Origin of the sequence: Kitasatospora sp. LaBMicrA B282, from assembly GCF_050325825.1 — a bacterium.
In the GTDB taxonomy this organism is placed as follows: domain Bacteria; phylum Actinomycetota; class Actinomycetes; order Streptomycetales; family Streptomycetaceae; genus Kitasatospora.
Map to the genome: position 1 here is coordinate 1 of NZ_JBNQTI010000266.1, position 7838 is coordinate 7838.

Sequence of the window (7838 nt, forward strand, 5' to 3'; positions counted from 1 at the left end):
CGGCCGTGCGGCGGGCCGGCGACGGCCGCCGCAACGCGGGACCAGTCGATCCGTCGGGCGATCTGCGGCCGGCTCAGCAGGACGTGGTGGATCTTCCCGAAGACCCCCGCCTCGCTCCACCGGCACAGCCGGCGCCAGCAGGTCTGGCCGGAGCCGAACCCGAGCTCCCGCGGCAGTTGCTGCCAGGTGATGCCGGTGCCGAGCACGAACAGGATGCCCTGCAGGCAGAGCCGGTCGGCCACCGGCCGCGGGCCCGGCGCGCGGGCCGGCCACGGCGGCAGCAGGGGCTCGATCAGTGCCCACAGCTCGTCGTCCAGCAGCCAGGGGGCCGCTGCCCCGCCGGTGCCGCGGGCGGGCCAGCCGTGGTCGGCGGCGGTCGCCGTACAGGATGGATCGGTCACGTCGTTCCCCCGTGAAGGTGATGGAGCGCCGGAGGTGCCCGGCGCGGGCGGGCGCCACGCGGGCCCGCCGGATCGCGGCGGGCCTCGGTGGTGGTGCGGTGACTCGTCCCCGGACGGTGACTCGTCTCGGGTGGTGACTCCTCCCCGGACGGTGTCTCGTCTCGGGTGGCGTGTCGTCCCCGGGTGGTGCGGCACCGGGTCGCGGCCCGAGCGCCGCCGCGGCCCGAGTTCCGGGGCGGGGCCCGCTCAGAACTCGGGAGGCGGCAGCGGCTGAGCCGTCCAGGCCTGCAGGGAGGGTGAGTTGGCGATCGCCCGCTGACACAGGGCGAGTGCCGTGGCGCCGATCGAGGGCCGGCGCGGGTCGAGGCGGTGGAACAGCGCGAGATCGATGCTCGCGGGGAGCGGCCCGGCCCGGGTGTGCACGTACTCCAGTCGGTCGGCCGGCACCGCGTTGGCCCAGATGACGTCGACCACCAGTTGGGGCGTCGGGAGCGCGGGGTGGCGGGGCCGGCGGAGCCACGGCGGGCCGGTCAGGCGGATCAGGACCAGCTCCATGTCAGGCCCTCGTGGTCGTCACGACGGCGTGACCCAGCACATGCTGCACGGCAGGCCGGCGACCACCGCGGTGGGGGCGGCGTCGGCGGTGCTGCCACCGGTGCCGCCCCCGCGCACGGTGCCGTGCCAGGCGCCGGCGCCGGCGCCGACCGCCGGCAGGGCGGCCAGGACCAGGGCGAGGACCAGGGTGGCGGCGGCGCGGTACGCGGTGCGGGTCGATGTCGACATGGCGGTATCCCCCAGGGTGTCCGACGGGTGGTCGTTCCGGGCCCGGCAGCCCGGTCCGCCGGCTTCCGGCGGGTGACTCCCGCGGCCGGCAGGAAGAACCATCCCAGTCACCGACCTGCCCCGGAACGGGCGCGTCCTGGCACCAAGCCACTTGGCACCTTGGTGCCAGCAGAGGTGCAGACCACCGGCGGCCGGCCTCGCCGGTCGGGGCAGGGATAGCATGATCACATCAAGTGATTGCCCGTGTTCCCCGCGGGGGAAGAGGTCCCTGGACAGCCTGATCCCGTGGGGATCTTGTGAAGTCGCGGACAAAACGGGGGGCGCATTGAGCGCTGCACGCATGGTCGGGACCGACACGCTCGTCGGCCTCGGACTGGAGCAGGACACCGCACGCGTCTGGCAGGCGATGCTCGACCGACCCGAAGCCGGAGTCGACGACCTCGCCGCCTTGTTGGGGGCCACCACCACCGAGGTGATGCACTGCCTGGGCACGCTGGCGGAACTGGCCCTGATCAGGGCCTCCATGGAGAATCCGCAGCGGCTGGTACCCGTCGCCGCGGAGGCCGGACTGGAACTCCTGCTGCGCCGTCAGGAGGAGCAACTCGCCGAACAGCGCCGCCAGGTCGAGGCCAAACGCGACCTGGTCACCGCCATGATCACGGCCGGGATGGCGACCGGCGGACGGACTCCGGAGCTGGAACACCTGGTCGGCCTGGACGTCATCCAGGCCCGGTTCGAGCAACTGGCCTACTCCATCAGGGAGACCGCGGACAGCATGTTCCCGGGCACCGCGTTCCCGGCCGAGATGCTGGAGGCGGCCCGGCCGCTCGACGAGGAGGTGCTGGACCGCGGGGTGCGGATGCGCTCGCTGTACCAGACCGCGATCCACAACGACCCCACGACGCTCGGCTACACCCGGGCGATGGCGGCCCGCGGCGCCGAGGTCCGGACCGCGCCGGTGCTGGGCCAGCGGCTCTGGCTCGGTGACGGCCGGATCGCCATCGTGCCGTTGGAGCCCGGCAATCCGCGCGGCGGCGCCGTGGTGGTCACGGCGCCGGGCGTCATCGCCTCGCTCTCCCAACTGTTCGAACACACCTGGAGCAGCGCCGCCCCGCTCGTGGTCGGCAACCCGGTGGAGCCGGCGACCGGTCTGACCGACACCGAGCGGGAACTCCTCACCATGCTCGCCGGCGGTCTGACCGACGAGGCCGCCGGCAAGCGGCTGGGGGTCTCGCTGCGCACGGTCCGACGCATGATGGCCGACCTGATGGCCAGGCTGGACGCGGGCTCCCGCTTCGAGGCCGGCATCAAGGCCGCCAAGCGGGGGTGGCTGTAGGGCGGTCGGCGGCGCGGGAGCGGCGCGGCCCGCACCTCGGCCCCGGGGCCTGGTGCAGGTCGCGCCGCTGCTGCTCGGTGGCTGCCGGCACTCGACCGGGGTCAGAGCCGCCCGCCGGTGTCGACGGTGGCCGCGTTCTTCACGACGGCGGCGATGCCCTGCTGCACCTGGGTGAGCTGGTCGAGGTTCGCCTGGATCGCCTGGTTCTCGTAGGCGCTCTCCACGGTGAACCAGGTGCCGATCACGTTGGTCTGCTGCCGGCACTGGGCGTCCGCGGTGGCGGTGGCGATCTCCGTGGGCGACGGCGTGGCCGTGCCCTTCCACTGCTTGTCGTCGGTCGCGTCGTTCGGCGTCGCGTAGGAGTAGCCCTTGGCCTTCATGCAGGCGGACCACTGCTGGAAGACGGCGCGCAGCCTGTCGTCCGTCATCGAGCGTTGGTAGTCGTCGTAGTTGATGCCGACCGCCACGGGGGAGTCGGTCATCGAGCCGCCCTGCGCGGTCAGCTTCGCCTCGGCCTCGCCGAGGCAGCCGCCCTTGGGGATCGACTGGCCGTGGAAGCTGGTGATCGCCTTCGCGTTGCCGGGGACGTCGCCGGCCAGCACGGCGATCTCCTCGGAGGTCAGCTGTGGTGCCGGTGGCGTCGGAGCGGGGGCGGAACTCGCCGTCCGGTACCCGTCGGCGGGGTCGACCACGTCGTAGCGGTGGGTGACCTGGTTGCCCTGGCGGGGCGGTGGGGCGGTCGGTGCTGCGTACGTCAGGCCGAAGCGCTGCATGCACTGCGCGGTCAGCGTGTCGCGGGCGGCGCCCAGCTGCTTGAACTGCTCCGGGGTGAACAGGTAGGCGTCGATCGGCAACGACTTGCCGACCGTGCTGTCGACCACCGGGATCGCACCGACGGCCGGTGCGGGCAGCGGCGACGCCGTCGCGCTCGGGCCGGCCGACGCGTCGCCAGCCGCAGCGGCGACCGGTGCCGGCTTCGTCGTGGTCGTGGCGGTCTGCGAGCAACCTGCGGTCAGGGCGCCGACCGCCGCCAACAGCGCTGCGGTCGACCGGAGTTTGGCGAGACGGGCGGGAGCCATGCTCAGGACTTCCTTCGCGAGTGGCGGACGGGTCGTGCGGTGCGGACGAGTGGTGCGGTGCGGACGCGTGGTGCGGTGTGGACGGGTGGTGCAGTGGGAGGGGAGAGGGCGTCCGGCCATGCCGGCAGGCGGCTGGCATGACCGGACACAGGGGCCCGTAGGCGGTGCGGGCTTACCAGAACAGCTGCGACGCGTTCTGGTTGTAGACCACGGTGCCGACCAGGCTCTCCTGGGTGTAGGGCGCGATGTCGATGTACGGGCCGCTCTGGTTGGAGTTGTAGAAGACCCGGACCCAGCTGCCGCTCATGTTGTACATGCTGCCCGCGTTGTTCTTGATGGACTGGCCGTCACCGTCGCAGTTGCCGCCCGCGCAGCCCGCGAAGTACCAGCCAGGGTTGCCGTAGTTGTCGTTGCCGCCGTCGCCGTTGAAGCCGCCGGTGAAGTTCGAGTGGTAGTAGATGCAGTTGTCGGTGCCCCACACGCAGCCGCCCGGGCTGGCCGAGGCCGGCGAGACGCCCAGGCCGACGACCGCGGAGCCGAGTGCGGTGATGCCGGCGGCGGCGGTGACGAACTTCCTGACGAGGTTCATGGGGGATTCCTCTTCCGTCGTGGGGAATTTCTCGTTCTGCGACCGGCAGAACCCGGGTGACCGACTGCCTGGAATCCGGTGAGGGATTCCCGGCGGTTTTTTCGTGGCTGTTCCGGCGCCTGCTGGAATTCAGTGGGCCGGTTCGCCGTTCCGTCGTTCACGAGAAAGAGCTTGTCCGACGGCCGAATGGGCCGTCAATGCTGTCCGGGGAATGCCGGAGCGTGGCGGTAGCGCCCGGTTTGGGAGGATCTACGGGCGCACTGAAGGCTCGTTGGAGGCCTGTTGGAGCAGGTCAATTCGGACGTATCCGGTCAGATCGAGGAGTGCGTGTTATCTGTTCGTTGTTGGCTGTGGGTGATGATCGTGTTATGGCTGGAAGGGAGTTCTCCGGGGTGCCGAGCTGCTCGGACGTCGCATTTTCCGGTGCCGGCTCCGGGGATTCGCACCGTGTTGTGTTACGGCTCGGCGGGCCGATGATCGTGTTATCGCGGTCCATGATCGTGTTATTGGTCCCGGGTGCCTGCCGCGCGTGTGGTGCCGACCCGCGCCGGCCGGCCGGTACCCTGACCGCCGGCGGGTGGCGTGTCGGTGGGCGACTGGAGTTCAAATTTGAACTAACGCGCTAAGCTGGTTCCCATGGCAGAGACCCGGTGGCTGGACGAGCAGGAGATGGCGGCCTGGCGCGGCTTCATCATGGCGAGCAGCCTGGTGGCGCGGCGGTTGGAGCAGCAGCTGAAGGACGACTCCGGGCTCTCGCACACCCAGTACGAGATCCTGGTGCACCTGTCCGCGGAGCCCGAGGGCGAGCTGCGGATGACCGAGCTGGCCGACCGGGTGGTCACCTCCAAGAGCGGGCTCACCTACCAGATCGCGCAGCTGGAGAAGTCGGGCGTGGTCGAGCGGCGGTCCTGTCCGAGCGACGTGCGCGGTGTGGTGGCCCGGCTGACCGAGCACGGCCGGGAGGTGCTGCGGGCTGCGGCGCCCGGGCACGTGGCGGCGGCGCGGGCCGCGCTGATCGACGTCCTGGACCGTGAGCAGCTCGGGGTGCTGGCCGAGGCGCTGGGCGAGGTGGCCCGCCGGCTGCGGGAGTGAGGGGCTGCCGGGGTCGTCGGGACGGGGGTGTCGGGCTGGGGTCGTCGGGCCGGGGGTGTAGGGCCGGGGTCGTCTGGGCGAGGTCTGTCGGTCCGGGGCCGCGCTGTCGGGTGAACTCCCGGTGGCGCGGCCCTGTCCATGGGGTCCCGGTGGGTCGGAGTGGCCTGACCTGCACTCAGTTCTCTAGCGGCGTGGTGAGGTTGGCCGCTACGCTCGCCCAGCGCGCCCATGCCAATCACTGGGTCCGTGCCAATCATTGGTATCTCTTCGGTCCGTGATCGGCCCGCCTTGCGTTTCCGTCTTCCGTACGTGCGATTCCGCATCCGTGGTACTCATCCCTGCCAGGCCACCAGGAGCGATCATGTCCCGCACGCATCGTCTCGCCCGCACGCTCGCCACCGCCTCCGCCGCGGCGCTGGCCGCCGCCCTGCTCACCGTCGCGGCCACCACCCCCGCGCAGGCCGACACCGCCGGCCGCGGCTTCCAGCCCGGCCACCCGCAGCTCGACTGGGCCGGCTCCACCGTGGTCGCCCACGAGGGCCGCCCCGGCGGCGGCCTGCACCCGCTGGTCACCCAGACCCCCGGGCTGGACGTCTCCAGCTACCAGGGCGACGTCGCCTGGTCGACCGTCGCGGCCGACGGCGCGAAGTTCGCCTACGTCAAGGCCACCGAAGGCACCGGCTACACCAACCCGTACTTCGCCCAGCAGTACAACGGGTCCTACGACGTGGGCCTGATCCGCGGCGCCTACCACTTCGCGCTGCCCAACGCCTCCAGCGGCGCGGCCCAGGCCGACTACTTCGTCGGCCACGGCGGCGGCTGGTCCGCCGACGGCAAGACGCTGCCGCCGGCCCTGGACATCGAGTACAACCCGTACGGCGCCACCTGCTACGGCCTCGGTCAGAGCGCGATGGTGAGCTGGATCAGGGACTTCAGCAACACGGTGCACAGCCTCACCAGCCGCTACCCGACCATCTACACCACCACCAACTGGTGGACCGCCTGCACCGGCAACTACGGCGGCTTCGGCGCCACCAACCCGCTCTGGATCGCCCGCTACGCCAGCTCGCCCGGCACGCTGCCGAACGGCTGGTCGTACCAGACCTTCTGGCAGTACGCGGACGCCGGGACCTTCCCGGGGGACCAGGACGACTTCAACGGCGCCTTCGACCGCCTGCAGGCGCTGGCCGGCTGAGGTCGGTCCGTGCCGTCCCTGCCGTCCCTGCCGACCGTGTCAGGGATGTCAGGGAGGTACGGCCCGATGCGGTCCGTGACGAGGGGGTGCGTCACGGGCCGCGAAGCGGGAAGCTTGGACCCATGGCCACCACGCCCGCGGGGCGCGCCGAGCGCGCCCGGACCCAGCAGCGGTCGACCGGCACGGAGAAGCTCGCCCGGCGCACCGCGCCGGGCAGCGCCGGCGCCGCACTGGCCGGCTACCTGCGCACCCAGAGCGCCGAACTGCTCGCCCTCGACTCGGCCGTGCGCCGCGACGAGCCGGACTCGGTGCACCGGATGCGGGTCTGCTGCCGACGGTTGCGCAGCGCGCTGACGGCCGGTCAGCGACTGCTGCACGCTGGCCGGGTGGGCGCGCTGGCCGAGGAGCTCCGCTGGCTCGGCCAGGTGCTCGGCACCGCCCGCGACGCCGAGGCGACCGGCGAGCGGCTGGCCGCCGGCTGCGCCGCGCTGCCCGCGGCCGCCGACCCGCAGCGGCTCGCCGAACTGGTCGCCGCCAGGTTCCGGCGGCGCTACGCCGAGGCGTACCGGCAGGTCGGCGAGGTGCTGGACGGCGAGCGCTACCTCGGCCTGCTGGACGAGGTGGCCCGCCTCGCCGACCGCCCACCGCTGCGCGGCCGGGCCCGGCGCGGCCGGGCCGAACTGGAACGCCTGCTCCGCGGGGAGCAGCGCCGCACCGACCGCCGGATGCGCGCGGCCCTGGCGCAGCCGGTCGGCCCGGCCCGCGACGAGGCGCTGCACGCCGCCCGCAAGGCTGCCAAGCGCGCCCGCTTCACCGCCGAACTGGCCGGCCCGGGCGCAGCCGGGCTGGCCCGCCGGATGCGGGCCCTCCAGGAGGCGCTCGGCGGCTACCAGGACGCGATCACCGCGGAACACCTCCTCCCTGTTCTGGCCGCCCAGGCCCAGTCCGAGGGCGAGCCGGCCTTCGGGTACGGGGTGCTCTTCGCCGCCCAGCGCCCGACGGCCGCAGCCGCCCTGGCGGACGCCGCCCCCGCCTGGCGGCGGGCCAGGCGGAGGGGGCTGACGCGGCTGGGGTGAGGGGGACTGGGGGTTGGGGTGAGGGGGGTTGGGGTGGGCGTCGGGCGGGTGGGTGGGTGAGGGCCGTGGTGCGGGTCGGGCGAGCGGGGTGTGGGTTGCCTTGGTTGCTGCCGGCCCCGCGTGGCGGCGGGCGGGGGTTGATGGGACCGGGTGAGGGGAGCGCATCGGCCACGCGCTCACCACAGAGCTGCCCGTTCTTGTTCCTTGCCGCGCTCTGATCGTTCCTGCCGTGTCGCCCAGCGCCATTCGACCTGCGGCGGCCGGGCTCGCCCGACGGGCGAGCCCGG

9 protein-coding genes are annotated in these 7838 nt (G+C 72.8%); 4 read left to right on the forward strand and 5 right to left on the reverse strand.

All coding sequences use genetic code 11. The annotated features are described in order from the left end of the window. The 3 genes from ACQRUO_RS37550 to ACQRUO_RS37560 form a co-directional block, all read right to left on the reverse strand. Positions 1–320 (reverse strand): transposase (locus ACQRUO_RS37550; protein WP_428320674.1); only part of this gene is annotated, 320 nt, incomplete at its 3' end. Between the two features lie 327 nt (positions 321–647). After that, complete coding sequence (locus ACQRUO_RS37555) at positions 648–956, reverse strand: hypothetical protein (protein ID WP_428320666.1); 309 nt, start codon at positions 954–956, stop codon at positions 648–650. Positions 957–974: 18 nt separating this feature from the next. Next, positions 975–1184: a hypothetical protein gene (locus ACQRUO_RS37560; protein WP_428320667.1), complete on the reverse strand. Its 210-nt coding sequence runs from the start codon at positions 1182–1184 to the stop codon at positions 975–977. Between the two features lie 340 nt (positions 1185–1524). Here ACQRUO_RS37560 and ACQRUO_RS37565 point away from each other — a divergent pair, with 340 nt between their 5' ends. Continuing rightward, on the forward strand, positions 1525–2520 hold the full coding sequence (locus ACQRUO_RS37565; RefSeq protein WP_428320668.1) for a LuxR C-terminal-related transcriptional regulator: 996 nt from the start codon (positions 1525–1527) through the stop codon (positions 2518–2520). A 101-nt stretch (positions 2521–2621) separates the two neighbouring features. Here ACQRUO_RS37565 and ACQRUO_RS37570 read toward each other — a convergent pair whose 3' ends face one another. Together ACQRUO_RS37570 and ACQRUO_RS37575 are read right to left on the reverse strand one after the other, a co-directional pair. Next, positions 2622–3599, reverse strand: coding sequence for a hypothetical protein (locus ACQRUO_RS37570; RefSeq protein ID WP_428320669.1), 978 nt, complete (start codon positions 3597–3599; stop codon positions 2622–2624). Between the two features lie 172 nt (positions 3600–3771). Beyond that, entirely contained in the window at positions 3772–4188 is a 417-nt protein-coding gene (locus tag ACQRUO_RS37575) for a peptidase inhibitor family I36 protein (RefSeq protein ID WP_428320670.1), read from the reverse strand. Between the two features lie 636 nt (positions 4189–4824). Between ACQRUO_RS37575 and ACQRUO_RS37580 the strand changes: the two genes are divergently transcribed. The 3 genes from ACQRUO_RS37580 (at position 4825) to ACQRUO_RS37590 (ending at position 7551) form a co-directional block, all read left to right on the forward strand. Beyond that, positions 4825–5280 carry a MarR family winged helix-turn-helix transcriptional regulator gene (locus tag ACQRUO_RS37580; RefSeq protein WP_428320671.1) on the forward strand — a complete coding sequence of 152 codons (456 nt, stop codon included), beginning with the start codon at positions 4825–4827 and terminating at the stop codon, positions 5278–5280. A gap of 361 nt (positions 5281–5641) precedes the next feature. Then, on the forward strand, positions 5642–6475 hold the full coding sequence (locus ACQRUO_RS37585) for a lysozyme (RefSeq protein WP_428320672.1): 834 nt from the start codon (positions 5642–5644) through the stop codon (positions 6473–6475). 122 nt (positions 6476–6597) lie between these two features. Continuing rightward, positions 6598–7551, forward strand: a complete 954-nt coding sequence (locus ACQRUO_RS37590) for a CHAD domain-containing protein (RefSeq protein ID WP_428320673.1) — start codon at positions 6598–6600, stop codon at positions 7549–7551. Positions 7552–7838 lie beyond the last annotated feature (287 nt).

Bases quoted from the DNA above. Each gene is read 5' to 3' on its own strand.
- ACQRUO_RS37555 (WP_428320666.1), bottom strand. From the start codon at position 956: ATGGAGCTGGTCCTGATCCGCCTGACCGGCCCGCCGTGGCTCCGCCGG.
- ACQRUO_RS37565 (WP_428320668.1), top strand. From the start codon at position 1,525: ATGGTCGGGACCGACACGCTCGTCGGCCTCGGACTGGAGCAGGACACC.
- ACQRUO_RS37560 (WP_428320667.1), bottom strand. From the start codon at position 1,184: ATGTCGACATCGACCCGCACCGCGTACCGCGCCGCCGCCACCCTGGTC.
- ACQRUO_RS37590 (WP_428320673.1), top strand. From the start codon at position 6,598: ATGGCCACCACGCCCGCGGGGCGCGCCGAGCGCGCCCGGACCCAGCAG.
- ACQRUO_RS37585 (WP_428320672.1), top strand. From the start codon at position 5,642: ATGTCCCGCACGCATCGTCTCGCCCGCACGCTCGCCACCGCCTCCGCC.
- ACQRUO_RS37570 (WP_428320669.1), bottom strand. From the start codon at position 3,599: ATGGCTCCCGCCCGTCTCGCCAAACTCCGGTCGACCGCAGCGCTGTTG.
- ACQRUO_RS37580 (WP_428320671.1), top strand. From the start codon at position 4,825: ATGGCAGAGACCCGGTGGCTGGACGAGCAGGAGATGGCGGCCTGGCGC.
- ACQRUO_RS37575 (WP_428320670.1), bottom strand. From the start codon at position 4,188: ATGAACCTCGTCAGGAAGTTCGTCACCGCCGCCGCCGGCATCACCGCA.